Source organism: Pseudomonas sp. UYIF39 (genome assembly GCF_029963765.1).
In the GTDB taxonomy this organism is placed as follows: domain Bacteria; phylum Pseudomonadota; class Gammaproteobacteria; order Pseudomonadales; family Pseudomonadaceae; genus Aquipseudomonas.
This window is the reverse complement of sequence record NZ_JALBYU010000029.1, coordinates 28,828-53,033: the sequence shown is the minus strand read 5'-3', so window position 1 is coordinate 53,033 and position 24,206 is coordinate 28,828. Positions and strand designations below refer to the sequence as shown.

The window sequence follows — 24,206 nt, the reverse complement described above, 5'->3', positions numbered from 1 at the left end:
TCACCAAACCCTGTGGGAGCGAGCTTGCTCGCGATAGCGGCGGTCCAGGCAATACCGATGTTGAATGTCTGACCGCTATCGCGAGCAAGCTCGCTCCCACAATGGGGGTGCTGTGTTCAATCTTGAACTGGCAGATCCTTAAGCGACCGTGGCCGCATATCAGTCCAGTGTTCCGCGATGTAATCCAGGCAAACCTGGCGCTCGCCGCGCTGCCCCGCTTCAGTCCAGCCGCTGGCCATCGGCTTGCCCGCCGGCCACAAGGCGTACTGCCCTTCCTCGTTGCGGACCACCTCGAATTGCGGGTTGGTTTCACTCATGCTGTTCGCCCTCCTCGGGTTGCGAATCGGTGCTGATGATGTCGGCGAGCACCCGCGCCCACTGGCCGGCCACGATGCCGTAGTGATCGGTGTCCAGCCGTTGCCAGCTTAGCAACCGAGGGAGCAAACCCTGCCAGGTGTGTTTCAGGTCTTCGGTGTTCCGCGCAGTGCCCACGCCATAGGGATTGGCCTGTGCCGCGATGAACAGACGCACGGACGTGGTCGGCAACGCGGGTGGCTGAAACGCCGCCATGCTCGCAATGTTGTGGTTGCAGCAACGGGTCAGGCGCTGCAAATAGACCTGCCGCTCTTCCGGAAAGGCCCGACCGACAGCGTCTGGCCAACGCTGGGCAAACTCGAGCTGGAACACCTGTTCGATCGCCTGATCATCAATGCTCGCCAGTTCCGCTCCGGCATCGGGCGCAGGCGGGTCGATCAGGTACAGCAGCGGTTGCCTGACTCCCGACGTCTGCGCCAAGCTGCACATCGACTGCGCGACCCAGGCGCCGAACGACCAACCGGCCAGACGCCAAGCGCCGCCGTTCGGCTCCCGGGCCTGCAGCGCTTTCAGATAAAGCGCGGCGCGTTCGGCGAGGCTGATGTTCGGCAAATCCGGCAAGCGCAACGCCGGATCGGCAATTACACACACGCCCAAATCAGGATGCAGCGCCGACACCAGTTCCCGATAAGCCTGCACATCGCCGCCCACCGGGTGAATCAGGTACAGCCACTCACGGCCGGCCCCCGCGTGCCATTGATCAATCTGCACTGCATCGGCCCAGGTGTCTGGCGCAGTGGTCGCCATACAGATCGCCGCCGCATCCACCAGTGCCAGGATCTCTTGCAGGCTGACCTTGTGACTGAATTGCGAGAGCTGGAACACTTCGCCCGTCGCCGCTTGCAGTTCATCGATCAGGTCCAGCAACGTCAGGGAATCCGCCCCCAGTTCGTACAGCGAATCGTCGTCTTCGAGGGTGGTCACGCCCAGCCATTTGCACACACAGTCGTGCAGATGACGATGCAGATCCAACACTTCAGGCACATTGACCGGCGCAGTCACAGCACCATGGCGCACTGGATAAAAACGCCGTGCGCTGTCGATTCCTGTGGTCGAGATCAGCAGTTGCGGCAGTTGGGCCGCCATGGCCAGGTCGAACACCCGACAGCCCTCTTGCGCCGACAAACCGACCGTGAGGTGTTGCTGATGCACGGCATCGCCAGCCCCGCTGGTGGTGCCCATGCCGATGTCGCGCCAGATGTCCCAGTTGATGCCCAGGCGCACGCAATCGCGGGTGGCGTCCGGGCGGTAATGGGTGAAGCCGTCGAGCACCGCGCTGGCGGCGCAGTAATCCAGATGCCCGGCGCCTCCGAACAACGCCGACATCGACGAGCAATACAGCACGAATCCCGGTTTCATTTCGGCGATCAAGGCCTCGACCGCGAGCATGCCACGAGTTTTGGCCGCCATCGCCTCGCCCAATTGGCGGGCGTCACGCTGGCGAATCAGGCTGCCCGCACCGACACCGGCGGCGTGGATCACCCCGGCAAAACGCGGGTAACGCCGGGACAGTCGGTCGAGCACGTTGGGCCAGTTGGCCAGGTCGGCGATGTCGGCCTGCACGCAATCCACCCGCGCACCATACGCCGCCAACGCCGTCGGCAATTCACCGCTACGCGAGAGCACGACCACCCGCCGTTGCGGCGCCTGCAACAGGTGTTCGGCCAGCGTGCGACCGATACCGCCCGTGCCGCCCAGCACCAGGAACGTGCCGTCCATGGGCAACCTGTTCGACAGTGAATCCGTGGCCGGCAATGGGCTGGCAAGCAATCGTGGCTGCCACAGGTAACCGTCGCGAACCGCCATGCGCCGTGGCAATACCGCCGGGTCAGCCAGCAACGTCGCGAGTTCCTGTGCAGCCAATCGGGACGTCGGCCAATCCAGCCAGTGACACTGCACCGGGTATTCCTGAGGCACCACTTCGGTGATGCCGGCCAGCGCTGCCAGTTCAGGGCGCGCCACTTCACCGTCCACCGAACACGCCTGCCACGACATCAGCCACAGCCTCAACCTCGTCGTCCGTGGGGTTTCTCCCCAGGCCTGCATCAAGGCGCTGATCGTGTCCAGACCGGCCCACTGCGCTGCCGCGAGGCTTTGCTCATTCACCGGGCCTGTCACCGACAGCGGCAAGGCATGCAGCCAATCCAGCTCGCCCAAGGCGCCCCCAATCACTTCGTCGACCAAGCGGCTCAGGGCCGGGACGTCCAGCGGATCTAGCTCGAAACGATCCGGGCCGAGTTGCTTGAAGCCATTGCCGGCGCGCACCTGAATCACCCGCTGATAAACGCCATTCAGGCCTTCCAGCAACGTCGCGTCGGGTGCATCGTTGCTGCAGATGATCAGCGCTTCACGCCGTTCGGTAATCGCAACCGTGTTCAAGCGCCGCACGCGCACCCACTGCCGTTGGTAGAACCAGTCGGCCAAGGGTTGTCGCTCAATGAGCATTGCGCTTTCAGGCTCAGCCACAGCGACAGTCTGGAACCGGAAGGTCTCCAGATCGAAAGACGACGGCGGCAGATCCCACGGTGGTGGCGCCGAGCGCTGCAGCCAGTCGATGGTTGCACCGTCATACCACGCGTCTATCAGTGCCTCGGTTGAATGCCCATCGGCTTTCAATCGCACGCCCGACACGCTCACTTCCTTGATCGACGAAGTGTGCAACACCTCCCCCGGCCGATACACCATCGCCAAGCGCCAGCGCAATTGACGACGACCGGATTGCAGGTGACTCAGCAGCGCATCGTGACGCTTTGGGAAAGCGTTCAAATACCCTTGAATCGCCGCCACATCGCGCAGCAACGCCGAACGGCTGTGGGCCGAGATCATCAGACACGGCAACACGTCCTCAGCCAACACTTCATCCTGCTGCGCCGCACCGACAATCACATGCGCATTAGTCCCACCAATGCCAAAACTGCTGACCCCCGCCAAACGCCGCCGACCTTCTGGCCATGGCCGCGACGTGGTCGGTATGTAAAACGGCGAATTCGCGAGGTCGATTTGCGGATTAATCCGGCCAAAACCGAGGTTCGGCGGCACCACGCCATGGAACACCGCGAGGCTCGCACGAATCAGCCCGACCACCCCGGCCGCCGCGCCCAAATGGCCGATCTGGCTTTTCACCGACGCCAGGGCGCAGTTGCCGGCCGGGGCATCGCCGAAGGCCTTGCTCAACGCCGCGACCTCGATCGGGTCACCGAGTAAAGTGCCAGTGCCGTGGGCTTCGATGTAGCCAATGTCGGCGCCGGTCAACCCGGCCTTGGCCAACGCTTCGCGGATCACCGCGCTCTGCCCGGCCGCCGACGGTGCGGTGTAACTCATCTTGTCGCGGCCATCGTTGTTCAGCGCCGAGGCTTCGACCAGCGCATAAATCCGGTCGCCATCGGCGCGGGCCCGGGCCAGGGGTTTGAGCACCACCACGCCATAACCACTGGCGCCGATAGTGCCGCTGGCGTCATCGCTGAACGGCCGGCACAGGCCATCACTGGAAAAGATGTGCTGCGAGCGATGGCGATAACCCTCGGTCAGAGTCGGGTCGATCAGCACACCGGCCGCCAGCATCACATCACTGTCACCCTGGCGCAGCATCGCACTGGCCAGGTGCACGCCAATCAGCGAACTGCCGCACGCTGCCTGCACGCTCATGGCCGGGCCGGTGAGGTTAAGGTGGTAGGCGGCTTTGGTCGCCAGGAAATCCTTGTCGTGGTGCAGCGCCATCTGGAAACCGTCCGGCAAATCACCGTCGGCGGTCTCGCGCAACATCTGCTGGAAGTAAGTGGTTTCGCCACAACTGGCGATCAGGCCGATGCGCGGACCTTCGGCGGACGGCGTGATCGCCGCGTGTTGCAACGCCTGCACACAGGCCATCAACAAATGCCGCTGTTGCGGGTCCATCAGGCGCGCTTCCTGACGACTGATGCCGAAATATTCGGGGTCGAAATCGAGCATTCCAGCGAGTTGACTGCGGGCACCGACGCGCCCTTCAGCCGCCTCGAAATGCTCGATACCCAACTCGCCGCCCTGCACCATCGCCCAGAACTCATCGAGGTTTTGCGCTCCGGCGACATTGACCGCCATGCCGATGATTGCCATCGGCTGCTGGCCGAGATCCGCTTGGCGAACACGCTCAAACGGGGCCGATGGCGCGCTGGACAAATGCGCCGCGAGCCGTCGCACTGTCACCTGCTCGAACAGGTCGGCCATCGCCACTGTGTGCGGCAATTCCTGGTTGTAGCGGGCGTGCAGGCGCATCAGGCCGAGGCTGGTGGCGCCAGCTTCGAAGAAGGTTTGATCGGGCTCGATTTCCCGGCCGATCACAGCGTTGAACAACTCGCTCAGTTGCTGCTCCAGCGGGCTCAACGCAGTGGCCAGAGTTGTCGAACGACGCCGCTCCAACGCCTCGCCCAAACCGCTCAAGGCCTTGCGGTCGATTTTGCCACTGGGCGTACGCGGCCAGGCGTCAATCCGTCGGTATTCGTCGATGCGTACGTGGGCCGGCAGTTGCCGGGCGACCTGACGATCCAGCGTCTGTGCCGTCGCCGGTTCGCCATCCAGTTGCAGGTACGCGATCAGGCTCGGCGGATCGGCCTGGACCGTCACCACCGCGTTGATCACTTGCGGCACCTGCATCAGCGCCGCTTCGATCTGCCCCAGTTCCAGGCGATGACCGCTGAGTTTGATCTGCTGGTCGTCACGCCCCAAATAATGCAGGCAACCGTCAGGGTCAGACCAGGCCAGATCGCCGGTGCGATAAAACAGTCGAGTGTCACCTTCAGCTTGCGGCAGTTCGATAAACCGCGCCGTGTTCAGCGCCGGATCGGCGAGGTAGCAGCGGGAAATCATCGGCCCGGCCACCAGCAGGTAGCCACGGCTGCCGTTCGGCACCGGGCGGTCGTGCGCGTCCACCAACAACAATCGGGCATTGCTGACGGCGTGGCCAATCGGTGCCCGCAGCGGCCAGTCACGGGCGGTCGGCGGCAAGCGATACGCGCTGACCACGTGGGTCTCCGTGGGGCCGTAGTGATTGAACAGCGTCGCCAGCGGCAAACCGCCGAACCAGGTTTTCAGCGCGTCGGTGCACAGCAGTTGCTCCCCCGCCGTGACCACTTCGCGCAGTGCCGGCGGGTACACGCCTTGGGCGACGGCGGTTTGCGCCAGGTGCTGCAACGCCACGCACGGCAGGAACAGGCGTTCGATCCGCGCTTCAACCAGATACGCCAACAACGCCTGGGCATCCTGGCGCCAGCGCGGCGTGATCAGGTGATAGGTGCCACCGCCACACAAGGTGCCGAAGATCTCCTGAAATGACACATCGAACGACAACATGGAAAACTGCAAGGTCACCGATTTCGCCGGCAACTGGCCTTCGGCGCGCTGCCATTGCAACAGGTTGCACAGGGTCCGATCCGGCACTTGCACACCCTTGGGCGTGCCAGTGGAGCCGGAGGTAAACAGCGTGTACAACGCGCGTTCACCGGCATGACGCGGACGTTCGAACGCTTGGGCTTGGTCGCTCAGGTCCACCCGATGCCGAGCAAAACGCGTGGCAGCGAGGTTTTCCAGCGCCGCCTCGGTCGCGGAGCTGAACAACAGGCAATGCGGATTCGCCTGCTCCAGCACCTGACGCTGTACGGCCAGTGGATAACCGGGATCGAGCGGCACGGCGGTCAGGTTGAGTTTGGCCAGGGCCAGCAAGGCAACGATGTGCTCGACCGAGGCTTCGAGAAACAACACCACATGCAGCGGCGTGTTGTCCTGAGTCGGCAGCGGATGACGCTCGATCAAGGTCGCCGCCAAGGTGTCGGCCAACCCATTCAGTTCGGCATAGCTCACGCGCTGCTGGCCGGCAACCAATGCGGTGGCGTCCGGAGTGCAAAGCACCTGATGCTCGAGCCAGTCGGCCAAGGTGTTGAACGGCGGCGTACCGTTGGCGCCTTCGCTGGCCACCGGCAGGTGACGGCGATAAGGACTGAGCAGATCGTCGAGGGTCGCTGCCGGGGATTCCAGCAACAGGTCGAGGCCACGGCAGAACAGGTCATTCACCGCGTGCATCTGCGCTTCATCGAAGTAGCTGCACTGATATTCCCACCAGCATTCAGCCCCCACGACAAGCAAGGTCAGCGGGCATTTGGCCTGTAACAGCTCGCTGAACTCCAGCGTCGCGTGCAAATTGGAGCCCGCCAGCGCGGCGTAATCGGTGTTTTCCAGCACGAACATAAAATCGAACAACGCCGTGCCCGACGACAACCGCAGGTCTTCCACCACATCCGCCAACGCGACGTCCTGCAACGCCAGCACCTCGCGCACGGTGGCGGTCTGGCGACGCAATTGCTCGTCCAGCGCCAGTGCATTGTCGACAGCGGTCGGGATCAGCACGGTGTTGGCAAACATGCCCAACGTCGCTTCGAATTCCGCCAACGGCCGGTTCGAAACCGGGCTGGCGATCCTTGGCCGTTCACACCCGGTCAGGGCGTACAGGCTCCAGGCGAAGACACTGAACAGCACTTCAAAACGAGTCAAGCGTTGTTGGCTGCAAAAACGCTCAAGAGCGGCGCTACGCTGGTCACCCAATGGCTGGCGATAGAGCCTGGCGTCCGGGCTGACGGCACCCATCGGCAGCAGCGAGGGTGACGGAGCTTCCTGCTGGCGGTGCAATTGCGCCAGGGCCCGACGCTGGCCGCGATAATGCGCGTCGACGCTCCATTGACCCTGCCACAGGCCAAACTCCAGCGTGGTCAGCTGTGGCGCCGGTTCGGCACTGATGTGCCCGTGCACGGCGTTTTCATATAGCTGCGTCAGGTCGTCGAACAACAGGTTCATCGACCAGCCATCGACGATGATGTGGTGCAGATTCAGCAGCAACCGGCAACTGCCATCGGCGAACGGCAACACCCAGGCCTGGAACAGCGTCGGTGTGGCCAGATCGAACGGCGTACCAAATACCAGCGCGGCGAAGGCTTGCCAGGTGTCTTCATTGAAATGCCCCGGCTCGAAGCTGCGACAAACCGGACCTTGCTCGGCGAATACTTGGTCGAGGCCATCGGCGCCAGACACGAATGCCGTGCGCAATGCCGGATGACGCGCCGCCAGTTGCCCCACGGCCTGCGCCAGCGCCGATACATCGACACCGGCAGCTAGATGCAGAATCAGCGGCACGTTATAGGCCGTCGAAGCAGGTGTGCGTTGTTGCATCAACCACAAGCGGCGTTGCTCCGCGGTGGCCGGCAGTCGGCGTGCGCGGCTGATGGGCGGCGCGGGAGGATAGACTGGCGCGTTGAGCTGCTCGCCGCTTAGCTGTTCAGCCAGTGCCACGAACGGCTCGCTCAACAGCGTAGCGATGGCAATTTCGCGCTGCCAGTGCGAGCGAATCGCCGAACGCAGGCGCATAGCTTTGAGCGAATCGCCGCCACTGCCGAGCCAGTCGTCGTGCGCGCCCAATGTCGGTTGGCCAAGCAAAGTTCGAACTTGCTCCAGCAGCCAATTGAGGGCCGGCGAAGCATCGCCATCACTCGCCTCGACCGCAGGCCGCCACGGCGTCAACGGCTGTGCCAGCAAGGCGTCGCGGTCGATTTTTCCATTGGCCGTCAGGGGCAGGCGTTCCAGCAAAAACAAACGGTGCGGACGCATGTACGACGCCAGTCTCGCCCGCAAATGGGCGTCGAATTCTACGTAGTCCAAACCGTCGCGCGGCACGATAAACGCCAGCAACTGATGATCTTCGGCAGCCTGACGCCGGGTGCAGACATACGCCTGCGCCACTTGCGGGTGCTCCAGAATCTGCAACTCCACCTCGCCCGGTTCGATGCGAAAACCGCGTACTTTTACCTGCCGATCAACCCGGCCGATGTACTCGACCAGCCCTTCGGCATTGACCCGCACCCGATCACCGGTTCGGTAATGCACCTGGGCGCCTCCGTCGAGTTCGGCCAGGCGTACAAAGCTGCGGGCAGTGTCCTCGGCTCTGTTGCGATAGCCACGGGCGACACCGCTGCCACTCAGGTACAACTCGCCGACTTCACCAACCGCCACCGGCCGTTGTTGCTCATCCAGCACTTGCACGCCAGTGTCCGGCAATGGCCGACCAATCGGTACCGCGAGGCCGTTGAAGTCCCGCGTAATCGGGAAACACACCGCAAACGTGGTGCATTCGGTGGGGCCGTAGACGTTGAAGATCTGGCAATCACTGTCAGGATTCGCCCGATACCAGGCGCGCACGGCAACCGCGCTGATTTGCTCGCCACCGATCAGCACCTGACGCAGGCTGGCGAAGCACGAAGGAAACTCCGCGCTCAAGGTGTTGAACAGAGAAACGGTCATGAACAGGTTATCGACCCGCTGCTCTTCCAACACCCGGGCCAGACGTTGCGCATCCAGCACGTCGTGATCGGCGATGATCACGCAGCAACCGCCATTGAGCAGCGGCGCCCACAGTTCGAAACAGCACGCATCGAAGGCCGGATTCGACAGGCAGGCAAAACGGTCCGCTGGACGAATCTCGATATAGCCCTCGGTTTGGGTCAGGCGCAGCAGGCCCCGTTCGCCGACCTCCACCGCTTTCGGTTTGCCGGTGGTGCCCGAGGTGTAGAACAGGAAACTCACGTCGGAGAAAGTGTCAGCCAACGGTTGCGGCGGATGGTCCGGGTGGTCCAGCAGCGCCTCGACGCTCGTCTGCCAAAGCGAGGGTGTCGGGGTCCATTCCTCATCCAGGGTAATCAGCCCCACGCACGCGGCATCGGCGAGCATCAAGTCCCGGCGCTTGGTCGGGCTGGCACGGTCCAGCGGCACCACCACGGCGCCGACTTTCAATGCGCCGAGTATCGCCGCGAGCCATTGCCAAGAACGCGGTAGGCACAGCGCAAGGGATTGCCCCGGTTGCACGCCACGCGCCTGTAAACCACGGGCAATGCGCTCGCTGGCGCTGGCCAGTTCGGCGTAGGTCAGCCGTACGTGCTGGTCGATCACCGCCAGGGCTTGGGGATCGCGGCGCACTTGCCCGGCAAATTGAGCGAGCACTGTGAGCATCTGTGGTTTCTGCGAATTCATCATTTCGCCTCCTGCGCGTCGAAGCTTTGCAGCTCCTGCTTGAGGGTCTGCGAGACCCGGTGCACTTCAGCGGTTTCGAGCATGTCCCAGTGACCGCCGTTCACCAGTTTCGCCAGATAGCCGTCGCCGGCACGCCGACGCCAGAAGCCGCGCAGCTCATGCAACTGCTGGCGACTGAAACCTTCCCGGGCCTGGATCAGCACCACGCGACCGGCGCGCGGCGCGCATTCGTAGCCGGCCATGGCCAGACGGTTGTGGTTGTAGAGGAGGAAATAACGCTCGACCTGCGCGTCTTCGATGCCGGGGTACATGCCGTTGAAGCGCACCAGTTTGTCGCGGAACTCGGCCATATCGACGGTGCCGATCTGTTGCCGGAAACCCGGATCATCCGAGCCTTGTGTATCGAGCAATACCACGGTCACTTGGCGATTTCCGGCTGCTGTCAGGCGCCGGGCCATCTCATAAGCGACCAGACCACCGAAGGACAGCCCAGTGAGCACCAGCGGTTGCGTCGCCAAGGGTTCGATCAGACGTAAATAGGCCTCGGCCATGGCTTCGACCGTCGGCTCGGTAGCCTCCCCCGGGTTCAATCCCGGAGATTGCACGCCGTAGACACCGACCTCTTCCGGCAGCACTTTGGCCAGGGACAAGTAACAAAACGCAGTGCCGCCCGCCGGGTGAATGCACACCACATTGCGCTGGCCTGCACCGCGACGGAATTCGATCAGGTTGCTCTGCACCGCCGCCGGACTGGCCCCGGCGCGCAACCAGCCGCCCAGGGCTTCGATGGTCGGGTAGCCGAGCACCACGCGCACCGGCACTTCGACGGCGAACGCCTGGCCGATCTGGTGGGCCATTTTGATCGCCGCAATGGACGTCCCGCCAACATTGAAAAAGTTGTCGCGAATGCCGATCTGGGTCGCCAGCAACAAACCTTTCCAGATTTGGTACAGGGTCAGTTCGATGTGGTCCCGTGGGCTGCTGAGGTTGACCTGACGATTGGCCAGGTCTTGATCGGCCAAGGTTGTCAGGGCCACGCGATCGACTTTGCCATTGGCGGTCAGCGGCAGTGTGTCGAGCCACAGATAGGCGCTCGGCAATACCGCACTCGGCAACGTGGCCGCCAAGTGCGCGTGCACCGTCGCCTCATCTGGGGTTTCCATCACCGCACAACAGGCCACCAGCCGTTGGTTCTGCGCCGTGTCGCCGACCATCAGCACCACGGCGGCGCGGATGTCGGCGAAGGCTTCCAGCCGCGCTTCAATCTCGCCCAGTTCCAGGCGTACGCCGCGCAACTTGACCTGGAAGTCGTTGCGACCGAGGAATTCCAGCTGGCCATCCGGGCGATAACGCGCCAGATCGCCGCTGCGATAGAGCCGGTCACCCGGCACGAACGGGTTATCGATAAAACGCTCAGCCGTAAGTTGCGCCAGTCCCAGATAACCACGCGCAACACCGACGCCACCGATGTGCAATTGCCCGGTCACGCCCACCGGCACCGGCGCATCGCGCTCGTCCAGCACGTAGAAACGGTTGTTGGCGATCGGCCGGCCAATCGGCACTTTCAGGGCCGGCACTTCGGCGCCGGGCTCCAGGGTCCAGACGCTGTTGATCACCGTGGTTTCAGTCGGTCCGTAAACATTGTGCAAACGGGCATGCGGCAGTCGTTCCTGAAAGCGCCGGGCCAGGGCCGGCGACAGCTCACCGCCGCCGCTGAAGACGTCGGTCAGCTCGGTGCACAGGCTGACCTCATCGACCTCAAGAAACAGTTGCAGCATCGCCGGCACAAACACCAGCGTCGTGACCCGCTGCTCGCGCACAACTTTCGCCATATAACCCGGCTCCAGATGACCACCGGGACGCGCGACAACCAGACGCCCGCCCGTGGTCAGCGGCCAGAAGGTTTCCCAGGCCGAGGCGTCGAAACCGAAGGGAATCTTGTGCAGCATCACCCCGGTTTCGCCGCAGACCTGGGAGCACCACAACAGCAGATTGCTCAGGCCACGATGGGCAACCATCGCGCCCTTGGGCAGCCCGGTGGTGCCCGAGGTGTAAATCACATAGGCGAGGTGATCGGGCGTGACACCGACACTGCGCGGGTCGGGGTTGTCCGGCGACAGCCCGGCCCAAAGCGCGGCATCGGCCTTGAGGTCGATGATCGGCGCTTCCCAGGTTGCGCCCTGCTGCGCCTGGCGCAATACCGCGAGCGCCGACCCGTGGGTCAGCAGCACCGCCGGCGTGCTGTCGCCCAGCATGTGGCTCAGGCGCCCGACCGGGTAATTGGGGTCCAGCGGCACATAGGCACCGCCGGCCTTGAGCACCGCCAGCAACGCCACCGGTAATTCCAGTGAGCGCTCGACACACACCGCCACCCGCACGTCCGGGCCGACACCGAGGCTGCGCAAGTGCTGCGCCAGTCGATTGGCCTGGGAATTCAACTCCCGGTAGCTCAGGGTTTCCGCTTCGAACGCCACTGCACAGGCTTGCGGGTTGCGCGCGACTTGGGCTTCGAACAATCGATGCACGCAATCGGCCGATTGCGTCAGCGGTGCGGCACGGTTCCACTCCACCAGGATTTGTTCGCGCTCAGACTCGGGTAATAGCGATAACGCGCCGATTGGCTGCTTGGGGTCTTGGGCGATGTGCTCGAGCAACTGCCGGTAATGCCCGCTCAGGCGTTCAATGCTCGCCACGTCGAACAGGTCGGTGTTGTATTCCACCAACAGGTTCAGGCGCCCTTCCCGTTCGACCCACTCAAACGCCAGGTCGAACTTGGCCGTGGCGCTGCTGGTGCTGTAGGGCGACAGGCTCAAACCGGGCATTTCCAGGTTGCCACCGGGAGTGTTCTGCAACACCAGCATGACCTGGAACAACGGCGAATGAGCGGTATCGCGCCGCGGGTTGACGGCCTCGACCACCCGATCGAACGGCACGTCCTGTTGGGCGTGAACGTCGAGCGTCTGCCCGCGCACGTCACGCAGCAGTTCGGCGAAGGTTTGCTGCGGATCCAGGTGTTGGCGGACCACCAACGTGTTGACGAAGTGCCCGATTAGCGGCTCGATTTCCGGGCTGCTGCGGTTGGCGAATGGCGTGCCGATACACAGATCCTGCTGACCGCTATGCCGCCACAGCAACACGGCCAGCGCACCCATCAACACATTGAACAAAGTGCCCTGGGTTTGCCGGGCCAGCCCATTGAGTTCGCGCAGCGTGTTGCCGTCGAGGGATGAGCTGAACGTGGCGCCGGCATAACGCTGCACCAGTGGCCGAGGCCGGTCGGTGGGGATGGTCGAAAGTGCCGGCGCGTCGGCCAGCGTGCGCCGCCAGTAATCGAGTTGCGCGGTTAACGCATCCCCCCCGAGACGTTGCTGCTGCCAACAGGCGTAGTCGGCGTATTGCACCGGCAACGGCGCGAGGCTCGACGGTTCGCCGCGCAGGTATTCGCCGTACAGGGTGGCGACTTCGTGCAGGATCACGCCCATCGACCAGCCATCGGCGATGATGTGGTGCACGCTGTATAGCCATAGATATTCGTCGTCGGCCAGGCGTAGCAACGAAGCTCGGAACAGTGGGCCGGCGGCCAGATCGAATGGCGCGCGGGCGTCGTGATCAACTGCCATTCGCACCTGCTGCTCGCGTTCGGCGGCTGGCAGGTCGCGTAGATCGGTCACATGCAGCGCGAGCGGCATCGCCGGATGGACCACTTGACGCGGTTCGCCATCTACACTGCAAAACGTCGTGCGCAGGATTTCGTGGCGCTGGATCAGTTCGTTCAGCGCCCGCTCCAGCAGCGGAACTTCCAGCGCCCCCTTGAGGGTCACCGCCGTGGGCACGTTGTAGAACGCGTTGCCCGGTTCCAGTTGATCGAGAAACCACAGTTGCCGTTGTGAAAACGACAGCGGCCAGTGCGCTTCGCCGCCGGCCCTTGAAGGAATCGCAGCGGCGTCATGGCCACCAAGCAGCGCAATCAGTTCAGGCTTGTGCAGCTTGAGCGCTTGCAACATCTCTTCTGTCAGAAACCCGCGAGGCGCCTTGCAGCGTAGCTTGTCGCCGTCCACTTCAAGGACCACGGCGTGACGCGCGAACAGCTCCAGCAATTGATAGGCGTTCATACCTCAAATTCCTCCATGTCGCTGTAGTCACTGGGCTGGTCGGGCGCAAAAGCCTCGACTGGGGCGCGGTGTTGCTCATCCGTGGTACGCAGGCCACCGACCATCGAGTAGATCAATTGATGGCTCGGCCCGAGGTCGAACAGCGTCGGCAACTGCGCCTCCTCGATCGAGCCCACGCCGCACAGGCCCAGGCCTTGTTCAACGGCGGTCATGCTCAGCAATTGCGCGATGGCGCCGGTTTCGATGTGGCAGAAGTCGCGACTGCGCTCGCCGTACAGCGGACGGATCGCGGCCATGTCGGCGATGAAAAACAGCGAGAACGCGGCGTTTTCGTATACCGGTCGATTGACGAAATAGTCATAGGTGTCCGGGTCGAGCACCCCACTGTCGAGGGCCAGCAACCGGTGCTCGCGCGGGTCGTAGTAATACGCGCCGCCGGGCACGCCGAGCACCCGGTCCGGCTTGACGTACAGGTACGCCTGGATCGGGTACAAACCGCCGGCCGACGGGAACTGGTATTTCACCTCGCCGTCGAGTTGACCCTGAGCAAGTGCCGCCAATAGTTCGGCAAAGGCGCGGGTTTCAATCGGTAGCGCGGCGTATTGACGCACCGAGCGGTAATCGCTGAAACGCTGGGCGAATGCCGGGGATTGCGGCAACGTCAGCGCCACACTCGGCGTCGCCTGGGCAAAGGTCCGACGCCCACGCTGATCAGCCTTGAACAGCACGCGCTGTTGCGGATCCTCGATGACTTCCTCGGGACTGTTCGGACGCTGTTGCGCATTACTCACCAGTTCCTGGCGCGCCAGGCTCTGGCGGTACATGCCTATCAGGTGCAGCAAGGTCGGTTGCGCCAACAGTTGCGCCACGTGCGGACGGAAACGCAGTTCGCTGGACAACGCATTACTGATGCGCACGATGTCGATCGACGTCGCGCCGAGGTTCAGCAGGTTGGCGTTGCCGGCGATGGCGTCGCACTTGAGCACGCCTTGCACAATCGCCACCAGCCGTTGTTCCTGCGCGCCATCGACTTCCAGCGCCGGGCCGGATTCTTGCTGTTGCGAGGGCTCCGGCAGACGTTTTTTGTCGACCTTGCCGTTGGACGACAACGGCCAAGCGTCCACGAAGGTGAACGACGACGGCACCATGTACGCCGGCAGTTTGTCCGCCAGGTACTGGGCGAAGTCACTGGCCTGCAACGCCGGATCGGCCTTGAGCACATAGCCGGCCAGGCGTTTTTCGCCGAGCGTGCTGCCGAGGATTTGCACTACGGCACCTTGTACGCCGGGGTGGCGATTGAGCGCGGCTTCGATCTCGCCCAACTCGATGCGATAACCCTGGACCTTGACCTGATTGTCTTCGCGGCCGAGGAATTCAATGTTGCCGTCCGGGAGCAAACGCCCGAGGTCGCCGGTGCGGTACAGGCGTTCGCCGGTCAGCGGGTGCGGGAAGAAACTGCCAGCGCTGAGTTTTTCATCGCGCCAGTAGCCCTGAGCCAGGCCGATGCCACCGATATACAACTGCCCCGCAACCCAGGTCGGGCGCACTTGCAGCGCTTCGTCCAGCACGTAAAAACGCTGGTGATCGAGGGCCTTGCCGTAAGGAATGCTGCGCCACGCCGGGTCGACGTGTTGCACCGGGTAGCAGATCGACCAGATCGAGGCTTCGGTGGCGCCGCCGAGGCTGAACAGTTGCGCCGACGGCTGCAACGCCCACAGTCGTTGCGGCAGGGTCAGGGGAATCCAGTCGCCGGAAAGCATCGCCACCCGCAGACTGGCCGGCAGCGTGCCGCCCTCGCCCTCGACGTATTCAAGCAGCATGCCAAGCAACGCCGGCACCGAGTTCCACAGGTTCACCTGATGACGCTCGATCAAGTCCCGCCAGTGCGCCGGATCGAGGGCCAGTTGCGGCTCAAGCACCACCACCGCCGCGCCGACGGCCAGGGTGCCGAAGAAGTCATACACCGAGAGGTCGAAACTCAGCGACGAAATCGCCAGCACCCGATCCGCCGGGCCGACGGCAAAGCGTCGGTTGATGTCGAGCAAAGTGTTGACCGCGCCGCGATGGTCGATGACCACGCCTTTCGGTTGGCCAGTGGAACCGGAGGTGTAGATCACGTAGGCCAGATCGGTCGGTGCAACGTTGACCGGTTGCAACGGCGCGTGTTCGACCATGACGTCATCGGTCACGGCGATGGCGCTGACCTGCACAGGCCACTCGATCACGCCGAGCAGCGCCGGTTGGGTCAGCACCAGGCTGACTTCGGCCCGCTCAAGAATGTGCCGCACCCGCTCCGCTGGCAGCGTCGGGTCAATCGGCAGGTAAGTGCCACCGGCGTACAGAATCGCCAGGGTCGCCACCACTTGTTCCCAGCCGCGCTCCATCATCACGGCGACCAGCCGATTGGGCACCACACCCTCGGCCTGAAGCCGCGCCCCCAGGGACCGTGCCTCCGTGCGCAATTGCCCGTAGGTGAGTTGCCGCTGCGCAGCGATCACCGCCACAGCGTCCGGCGTGATGAGCGCCTGACGCTCAAACAACTCGTGCATCAACGGCAACGCTTCTTGAGTGTCGAGGGGTGCCGGCAAACATGCCATCGGCAACAACTGTGGCGTGTTCGCTTCCCAGGCCGCCGGTTCCAGCAGACGATCCAGCAATGCGTTATAGGCGACGAACATTTCTTCGATCATGCCTTCCGGGAACAGCTCATCGATGCTGTCCCAGTTGAACAGCAAGCGTCCTTCCAGCTCCAGCAAGGTATGGTCGAGCCACACTTGCGGGGTCTGGGTGATGCTGTGCATATGCTTGGCGTTCAACGCGTCCGCGAGGTTGAACTCCGCCAGCTCAGGCGCCGCTTCCGACAACGTGCTGTTGAACACAATCGGCATCGCCGTCTGCTGCACGCCACGGGCCTGGGACAATTCCCGAAGTACCCGCACACCGCTGACCACCGAGTGATCGATGTCTTGCCACAACTGCGCCTGCACCGCCCGGGCCTTGTCGGTGAAACTCGCAGCCCCGGCAATGCTGACTTCCAGCAGCACCAAGGAAGTGAAGTCACCGATGATTTCATCGACGTCCGGGTGCAAAGGCAAGCGATTGAACAGCGGCAGGCTCAGGGTGAATCGCGGCTGTCGGCTCCACAGCGCCAGCACTTCGCTGAACGCGGTCAGGAGCATCACCGACGGCGTGACCGCAAACTGTTTGGCCACGGCTTTGAGCTGCGCCCACTGCGCCGCTGGCATGTCGCGGTCGCGGCGGGTGAAGTGCGGATTGCTGATGCTCTCCGGTTGGCGCACTAGCGGCAGGTCCGGCGCCGGCGCCAGGCTGGTGACCCGTTCGCGCCAGTAGCTCAACGCCTGCTCGTAACGAATGCCGCTGCGCAGTTGATGTTCGGCCAGCACGTAATCGCGGAAGGTCAGGCCTGGTTCGGGCAGGATCAGGTTCGGATCGACGTAAAACGCCATCAGCTCCCGGGCAAGAATCTGCGTACTCGCCGCATCGACAATCAGCGCATCCAGGCTGATGTGCAGATGGGTGATGTCGTCATCGAGCAACGACAGGCTGAATTCGAACAGCGGCCAGCAACTGGCGTCCAGCACTTGGTGGGACTGGCGCTCGCGGGTCGCTTGCAGGGTCTGTTGCGCGACCTCGGCAGGCACGCCGCGCAAATCGCTGCGGGGCATGCAGTAGGTCGGCACCTGCTCCAATACCTGTTGCGTGCCGTCGCTGAGAAACACCACGCGCAGCATGTCGTGGCGCTGGATCATGCGGTTCAGCGCCTGCTCGAAACGCGCGGCGTCGAAGTCAGGAATGCGCAGTTCTTCGTAGCCGTGGGCACTCACCCCGCCGAGGCTGACGGTGGCTTCGCGACCGAACCAGTAGGCTTGTTGAATATCGGTCAAGGGGAACGGCGCATGCCGGGCGCCGCGATCTGCCTCGATCTCCAGGAAGGCCGGGACGATTTGCGCGTCATCGCTGCGCCCAGCCTGCACTTGCGCCGCCAGATCCATCAGCACCGGAGTCTTGAACAGACTGCTCAAGGACAACTGCGCGCCCATGCGCTGGTTGATCGCGTAGATCATCCGGGTCGCCAGCAGCGAGTGGCCGCCGAGTTCGAAAAAGTTGTCGTGAATCCCGACCCGCTCGCACTTGAGCACCTCGGCCCAGATCTCGGTCATCTGCTGTTCGGTATGGTTGCGCGGCGCCACGTAAGTGGCCCCGGCGTTGCGTTCCGGCGCGGGCAATGCCTGACGGTCGAGCTTGCCGTTGCGGGTCAACGGCAACTGCGCCATTGACACCCAAGCGGAGGGAATCATGTGCTCCGGCAAGTGCCGTTGCAGTTCGGCGCGCAGTGTTTCGCTGGACGCCGGGCCGACCACGTAGGCCACCAGACGCTTGTCCCCCGCCACGTCTTCGCGCAACAACACCACGGCCTCCTGTACGCCCGGATGCTGTTGCAACAAGCTGTCGATCTCACCGAGTTCGATGCGGAAACCGCGCAGCTTGACCTGTTGGTCGATACGCCCCAGGTACTGCACGTTGCCGTCGGCCTGGAACTTCGCCAGGTCTCCGCTGCGGTACATGCGCGCGCCGGGTTTGGCGCTGAACGGGTCCGGCACGAAGCGTTCGGCAGTCAGGTCCGGACGATTCAGATACCCCCGGGCCAGGCACGCGCCGGCGATGTACAACTCACCTGCCACGCCGACCCGCACCGGGTTCATATCGACGTCGAGCACATACAGCCGCGCGTTGGCGATCGGTCGGCCGATCGGTGGCGCGTCCGGCCAGTGTTCGGCGTCGCTGCACGAGAGGCTGAACTGGCTGACCACATGGGTTTCGGTCGGGCCGTACTGGTTATGCAACTGCACGCCGCCGAGGCCTCGCACAAAGTCGCGCAGTTCATCGTTGATTTGCAGAGCTTCACCCGCCGTGACGATTTCACAGCCACCGGCCGGCATCGGCGCGTCGGCCTCGGTCAGTCCGGCGAGTTGCTGCAGCACGGCAAACGGCAGGAATGCGCGCTGCACGCCTTCGGCCACCAGGGTCGGACGCAGCGCGGCGAGGTCCTTGCGGCTGTCTTCGGTCATCAGCAACAAGCTGCCGCCCGAACACAAGGTGCTGCAGATTTCCTGGAACGACACGTCGAAATTCAGCGAAGCGAATTGCAAGACCCGGCCCGGTGCCTGCGCTTGATCAAGCTGCCAGGCGATCAGGTTATCCAGGGCGCGGCGGTTGTGCGCCACGCCTTTCGGGCGCCCGGTGGAGCCTGAGGTGTAGAGCACGTAGCCCAGATTATCGGGGCTGACGGCCACTCGCGGATCGGTGTCCGGACAGTGCGCCCAACGCTGCGCGTCGGTATCCAGACAGCAGGTGTTTGTGTCCGTGGGCAGAGCGTCGCGCAATGCGGATTGAGTCAGCAGCAAAGTCGGTGCCGCGTCGCTGAACATAAAGGCCAGACGCTCGCTCGGGTACGCCGGGTCGAACGGCACATACGCCGCGCCGGCCTTGAGGATTGCCAGCAGACCGATGACCATTTCCGGCGAACGTTCCAGGCACAGACCGACCCGGTGCTCGGGACGCACGCCTTGTTCGATCAGGTAGTGCGCAAGGCGATTGACGGCCTGATTCAGTGCGCCATAACTCAGTTGCCGGTCATTCGCGAGCAACGCCACCGCCTCTGGTTTTTGCCGGGCAACGGCTTCAAACCGCGAGACGCAATCGGGCATGGCCGAGGTGTCGCGCTCGGTGCGGTTCCAGTCGTGGACGATCTGTTGATGCTGTTCTTCGCTGAGCAAATCAACCGTGCTCAACGGCTGCTCGGGGTTCTCGACCATCTGGGTCAACACCCGGCGCAGATACTCGCCGAATTGCGCCACCGTGGCCGGTTCGAACAGGCCCGAGGCGTATTCCAGACCGCCGACAATCTGCCCGTCACGCTCGTGCAGCGCCAGTTGCAGATCAAACTTGGCCACGTGATGGCTGCTCTCGATCGGGCTGACCTCAAGCCCCGACAACACCAGATCCGAATCCTGATCCTGCTCCCAGGCAAACAACACCTGGAACAGCGGACTGTGGGCCAGGCTGCGAGGCGGGTTGAGCAATTCGACGACTTGCTCGAACGGCAGGTCCTGATGTTCCTGGGCCCCCAGCGCCACACGGCGCGCCTGTTGCAACCACTGCGCCACTGACGGCGAACCCGAGCGGGTCATGCGCAGTGCCAGGGTGTTGACGAAGAAACCGATCAGCCCTTCCAGTTCCTGCTGCGTGCGGTTGGCCGACGGCACGCCGATCACCACATCGGCTTGCCCGGACAGGCGCGACAGCACCAGCGACCACGCCGCGAGCAAAGTCATGAACAGCGTGGTGCCCTGTTGCATGCACAAAGCTTTCAACTGCGCGGTCAATGCCGGGTCGAACACCAGCGGCACGAAACCGCCGAGGTAATCCTGCACCAGCGGCCGTTTGTGATCGGCCGGCAGCTCCAGCAATACCGGCGCGCCGCTGAGGGTGTCGCGCCAGTAGCGGCTCTGCTCGGCCAGCACCTCGCCGGTCAGCCACTGGCGTTGCCATACGGCGTAATCCACATACTGCACGGGCAGTGGCGGCAACGGATCGTCGCGATCCTGAATGGCCGCTTCGTACAACAGGCCGAGTTCACGGGTGAGCACGCCCATCGACCAGCCATCGGAGATGATGTGGTGCTGGGTCAGCAGCAACACATGCTCGTCCTCCGACAACCGCACCAGACTGACGCGCATCAGCGGTCCACGGCTCAGGTCGAAGGGTTTCGCGCCTTCTTCGTCGATCAATTGCGTAAGACGCGCTTCGGGTTGGCCTTGCAGGTCAACCACCGACAGCTTGATGAACTGCCAGAGCGCCGCGACCAGTTGCCGCCCTTCCCCTTCAACCGCGATGAACGTGGTGCGCAGCGCTTCATGCCGCGCCACCAGTTGATTGAAGGCGCGTTCCAGGGCTGCGATTTGCAACGGACCGCGCAAGCGCAGGTTCAACGGCATGTGATACGCCGCGTTGCCACCCTCCATTTGTGCGAGAAACCACAGGCGCTGCTGGGCAGACGACAACGTTTGCGCGCCCGACCGTTCAACAGTCGCTATCGCCACGCGAGCCTTGTCCTGATTGAGTTTCAGGCGTTCGGCGAACTGTTCCAGCACCGGTGCGGCAAACAGCGCCGAAGGGGCCACTTCCAGACCGAGTTGCTGGCGAACCTGAGCCAATACGCGCATCACCAGCAACGAGTGGCCGCCGAGCGCGAAGAACTGATCCTGACGCCCGACCCGCTCGACACCGAGCACTTCGGCCCAGATGTTGGCGAGCCCGATTTCCAGCGGACCTTGGGGTGGCTGGTAGTCGCGCTGATCGAAGGCCTCGGCTTCCGGCATCGGCAATGCAGTGCGATCCAGTTTGCCGTTGGCGGTCAGCGGCAGCGAATCTAGACGCACGTATGCCGTGGGCACCATGTAATCCGGCAGGCTGACTTGAAGTTGCTCACGCAGCGAGCGCGGGTTGAGTGCCGCGCCTTGGCTTTCGCAGTAATAAGCGACCAGTCGCGATTCGCCGAGCGTGTCCTGGCGCAACAGCACCAGGCTTTCGCGGACCCCGGTGATGTCCGCCAGACGCGCCTCGATTTCGCCCAGTTCCAGACGCAAGCCACGCAGCTTGGCCTGGAAGTCGTTGCGGCCGAGGAATTCCAGATTGCCGTCCGCCCGATAGCGCGCCAGATCGCCGCTGCGATACAGACGCTCGCCCGCCACGAATGGGCTGTCGATAAAACGTTCAGCGCTCAGTTGTGGCAGGTTCAGGTAACCCCGGGCAACGCCGACACCACCGATGTGCAACTCGCCTGCGACACCCACGGGAACCGGCGCGCCCAAAGCGTCGAGCAGGTAAATCCGCGTGTTGGCCAGCGCTCGCCCAATCGGCAACACGCCGTCGGCCACGCTGTCGGCATTGAATTCAAAACAGGTGCTGTCGATGCTCGCTTCGGTGACGCCATAGGCCTGGACGATTTGCACGCGATCGCCACACAGCCGGCGCAATTGCCGGGCGCTGTGGGCGGTCCAGATGTCCGAGCCGCAGACCACGGTGCGCATGAACGACAGGTCGTGGCCGCTTTCTTCGACCCAGGCCAGCAACGGGTTGAGCACCGCCGGCACGAAGTCGGCGAAACCGATGTCGGTTTCGCTCAGCAGGCGATACAGCGCTGGCGGGTCCATCAAGGTTTCACGCGGGCACAGCACCAAGGTGCCGCCAAAACCCAGCGCACGGATCAGGTCGGCGCTGAACACGTCGAAGGAAAAACCGGCCATTTGCAGGTGATTGAGGGGTTCGCCCAAAGCGTAGAGTTTTTCCCACGCGGCGCTGACGGCGATCAGCCCACGGTGCTCGACCATCACGCCTTTCGGGGTGCCGGTGGAGCCCGAGGTGTAGATTACGTAGGCCAGATGCCGAGGCGTTAGCCCGATGGAGTGAGGATCGGGATTGTCCGGTGATTGCGACGCCCATGGACGGGTGTCGGTGATGTCCAGCACGGTCGAATGCTGAAGGGCGGGCTTGTCTTGCCCTTGGCTGAGCACCACGACGGGCGCACTGTCGGCGAGCATGTGCGCCAGCCGCGCTGGCGGATACGCAGGGTCCAGCGGCACATAAGCGCCGCCAGCCTTGAGCACCGCCAGTACGCCGACCAGCATGTCCAGCGAGCGCTCCAGGCACAAACCGACACGCACGTCCGGGCCGACACCGAGGCTGCGCAAGTGGTGGGCCAGGCGGTTGGCGCGGGTGTTCAGTTCGGCGTAGCTCAGCGCCTCATCGTTCAATCGTGCGGCGATGGCGTCGGGGTTGCGCTGGACTTGGGCTTCGAACAAACCGTGTACGTATTGGTTGGCGTCGAACGGCTGCACTGCGTTGTTCCAGTCGTGCAGAAGTTGTTGGCGTTCGGCGGCGTCGAGCATTTCCAGCGCCATCACCGAACAAGCTGGTTGCGCGATCATTTGCTGCAGAACCGTGTTCAGGTATCCGGCAAAACGCTCGATGGTCGCGGCGTCGAACAACGCCGAGGCGTAATGCAGGTGGCCGCTGATGCGCCCTTCCGATTCGGCCAGCACCAGCGTCAGGTCGAATCCTGCAGGCAGCGGCTGCGAATGCTCCCAGGCGAATAACACCTGGATCAGCGGATGGTAAGCGGGACTTTGTTCGGGGTTGAGTTGCGCGAGCAATTGCTCGAACGGCAGGTCCTGATGTTCCTCGGCGCCGAGCAGCACCTCGCGGGTCTGATCGAGCAGTTGGCCCGTGGTGGGCGCCTCTGCTAGAGACAGACGCAGTGGCAGCGTGTTGCCGAGATCTCCAGTGCGCACACCGATCATCACTTCGTGCTGTCCAGACAACCGCGCCAGCACCACGGCCCAACCCGCGAGCAACGTCATGAACAGGCAGTTGCCGTGACGCGCGCTCAGCGCCTTGAGCCCTTGGGTCAGCGGCGCATCCAGTTTCAGCGGATGCGAAGCGGTTTGATCGCCCTGCACCGCCGGCCGTGGCCGGTCGGTGGGCAACTCCAGCAACGCCGGGGCATCGGCCAAGCGGTCGCGCCAGTAGGGGAGCAGTCCGGTCAGTGTCGAAGGGCTGGATGGATTTTCGGGTAAAGCGTTGGGCTGCGCAGAGGTCGTCCCACGCAAGGAAGATTTGTCGAACATCAGGCTACCGTCCATGACTACATTATTTTTGTGTGTTGGCTGGGACGTTCATCTCCCGCCAGTCAGGCCGACACTGCGTGCCGGGTCGGTCATTTGAAATCAGGGGGATAGTGCGGCTCGTACTCGCGGATCCACGTCGTTGATAGACGCAGAGGCGTGCAGAAGGTTGCAGGGGAATTCGCTGGCGAACATTGCAGCAAGGCATGAATCGCAAACAGCTGGGGAACGGCCGGCGAGAGTGGCGACTTCGGTCGTCCTACCCATTACACCGACGAATGCATACCGCTTGACCAATTGAAACCTCACCATTCGTTTGAGGGTCAACGACGGGGACCGGCCTGCGCTGGGGTGACAGCGTTAGGGTGGACCCGATCGGCTGCGATTGCCGGGCTTTTGACCCGATGACAATCCTTTGACGCCCGGCTATTGGCCCTGACGAAGTTGAATGATAAGCATGATTGTCGGCAACGAAGCAAACAAAAAGTTACAAATATGAAAATCTTCTGCACATCCCCCCTTCTCATTGAAAAGATAAGAGAGACTAAGTTAACTAATTATCAGGCAACCTAAAAAAGGCACTATAAAATCTATACCCTTACATTCATTATTGAAATGATATCATTTAGATGGATGAACGAGCGAGCGAGCCATTGAAGACCGAAAGCTATCGCAATGCCTGACGATGTAAACCGCTGCTCGCAACCAATCGACGAGAAATTGTTTATGAATACAGGCTACACGATTACCAATATTAATCTAAGAGTCCTTTATACGATACCGGCTTACCCATAACCTCACAATATCTAAAAATGATAGATCACCCTCTCTATTTTGAAACGATCTTTAAGAGCTTTTCATCCCTTAAGTCCTCCGATATATTTGATTAACTGCCATCGTAGTTGCAAATTGTAGACGCCCCCCAGTGGGCACCTACCGGACTCAGCACTGTCAAACCAATAAAAATACG

Annotated in this window: 4 protein-coding genes; all 4 read right to left on the bottom strand. The window is 62.8% G+C overall.

Annotated features, from left to right (window positions below; genetic code table 11):
• Positions 1 to 116: 116 nt before the first annotated feature.
• From MO767_RS26965 to MO767_RS26950, 4 genes are read right to left on the bottom strand one after another with little or no spacing between them, the layout of a single operon-like run.
• Positions 117 to 317 (bottom strand): MbtH family NRPS accessory protein, encoded by a 201-nt coding sequence (locus tag MO767_RS26965; RefSeq protein ID WP_219097530.1) that lies wholly within the window; start codon positions 315 to 317, stop codon positions 117 to 119.
• Positions 310 to 9,417: a non-ribosomal peptide synthetase gene (locus MO767_RS26960; RefSeq protein ID WP_282483014.1), complete on the bottom strand. Its 9,108-nt coding sequence runs from the start codon at positions 9,415 to 9,417 to the stop codon at positions 310 to 312. The genes MO767_RS26965 and MO767_RS26960 overlap by 8 nt, the downstream gene beginning before the upstream one ends.
• Positions 9,417 to 13,529 carry an amino acid adenylation domain-containing protein gene (locus tag MO767_RS26955; protein WP_282483013.1) on the bottom strand — a complete coding sequence of 1,371 codons (4,113 nt, stop codon included), beginning with the start codon at positions 13,527 to 13,529 and terminating at the stop codon, positions 9,417 to 9,419. The genes MO767_RS26960 and MO767_RS26955 overlap by 1 nt, the downstream gene beginning before the upstream one ends.
• On the bottom strand, positions 13,526 to 23,239 hold the full coding sequence (locus MO767_RS26950; RefSeq protein WP_282483012.1) for a non-ribosomal peptide synthetase: 9,714 nt from the start codon (positions 23,237 to 23,239) through the stop codon (positions 13,526 to 13,528). Before MO767_RS26950 ends, MO767_RS26955 begins: the two co-directional genes overlap by 4 nt.
• Positions 23,240 to 24,206: the final 967 nt, after the last annotated feature.